General features: G+C 72.5%; 2 protein-coding genes. Both read left to right on the forward strand.

What is annotated here, in order from left to right:
* The coding region (locus tag LR948_RS18730) for a type II secretion system protein GspJ (protein ID WP_232755679.1) at nt 1–421 on the forward strand (421 nt) is incomplete at its 5' end.
* Complete coding sequence (locus LR948_RS18735) at nt 418–1,281, forward strand: general secretion pathway protein GspK (RefSeq protein ID WP_232755681.1); 864 nt, start codon at nt 418–420, stop codon at nt 1,279–1,281. The genes LR948_RS18730 and LR948_RS18735, both read left to right, overlap by 4 nt.
* Nucleotides 1,282–1,490 lie beyond the last annotated feature (209 nt).

Below are 1,490 nucleotides of genomic sequence, written 5' to 3' on the forward strand. Positions count from 1 at the left end.
TGAGCGGCTGGTCGAGATCGACCGCACGCTCCTGGTGCTGCGCCGAGATCTGGCGCAGCTGGCCCCGGGCGCGGTGACGCTGGGCCCCGAGGTCTTCAGTTTCCTGCGCGCCGAAGGCGAGGGGCTGGCCCGCCAGGACCTGCGGCTCGAGGCGGGCCGGCTGCTGCGCGTCCTGCGGGCAGAGGAGGGCGGGTCGGTGGATCAGCGCCTGCTCGGCGGGGTCGCGGGCGCGCGCTGGCGGCTTCTCGACAGGGGCGGGCGCTGGCGCGACAGCTGGCCGCCCGCCGGCCAGTCCGAGGCCGAGGCGCCGGGGGCGCCGCCGGTGGCTGCCGAGCTGACGCTGCGGCTCGACGCGCCGGGGCAGGCGGAGGCGGCCGACCTGGTGCGTCTCTTCGCGCTGCCCGGGGCGGCGCAGCGATGAGACGGCGGCGCGACAGCGGCGTTGTGCTGGTCAACGTCCTGGTGATCATCGCGCTCAGCGCAGCAGTGGTGCATCTGATGCTCAGCAGCCGCGAAAGCGCGATCGACCGCGTCACGGGGCTGTCGCGGGCCGGCGATGCCGAGCTCATCGCGCTGGGCGCCGAAGCCTCGGTGGTGGCCGCCCTGCGCCGCGACCTCGACCAGGCGCCCGATGTCGACCACTTGGGCGAAGCCTGGGCCGCCATCGCGCAGGAGGAGGTGCAGCTCGTTACCGGCCGCTTCTCGGTCGAGATCCGCGACCTGCAACGCAAATACGACATCAACAGGCTGGCCCTGGGCGGGCTTGGCCCGGTGGAGGTGATGGCTCGGCTGCTCGTGGAGCTTGACCAGCCGCCCGAGCTGGCCCGGCGCATCGCCGCGATCCTGAGGCGCACCGGCCCGGTGGCGGCCCTGTCGGACCTCGAAGCCTTTGGCATTCCCGCCGCCGCGATCGAGGCGCTGTCGCCGCATGTGGCCGTGCTGCCCTCCGATGCCACGGTGAACCTGAACACCGTCGAGCCGCCGCTTCTGCGCGCCATGCTGAACAATCGCGCCATCGCGGCGCGGCTCATTGCCCGGCGCGATCGCGAGGGGCAGATCACCCGCGAGGCGCTGCGCGGCGCGGGCGCGGTCCGGCCCGATCACTCGGGCTTTACCTCGAACCTCTTCGATGTGGTGGTGCTGGCCGAGGCCGACGGCGCGGCGGTCCGCATGGAAAGCCGCATCCGGCGGAGCGATGCGCTGTCTGCCCAATCGGTGAGCGTCGTCTCGCGCCGGTACCTGCCGCTGCCGTCAGAGGGGCAGGACGCACCCGATCCCTGACGAATAGGGCCCCCGGACGGTTGTCCGGGGGCCCGATCGTGGCCGTGTCACCTTGAGCGGATCAGGGATTGAACGGCTGTGCCTGTGGCGTCAGGACGAGATTGGTGCTCTGCGCGTTGACCGGCTGGGAATTGCGCGGCTGGTTGAAGGCGGCCACGAAGGCCTGGCCCAGCGACGCGATACCCTGCGCGTTGTCATCGTCCCCGTCA

It is taken from the genome of Roseivivax sp. GX 12232 (genome assembly GCF_021272185.1).
Taxonomy (GTDB): Bacteria; Pseudomonadota; Alphaproteobacteria; order Rhodobacterales; family Rhodobacteraceae; genus Roseivivax.

Excerpts from the sequence above, each read along its gene's own strand:
- LR948_RS18735 (WP_232755681.1), top strand. The coding sequence starts at position 418 with ATGAGACGGCGGCGCGACAGCGGCGTTGTGCTGGTCAACGTCCTGGTG.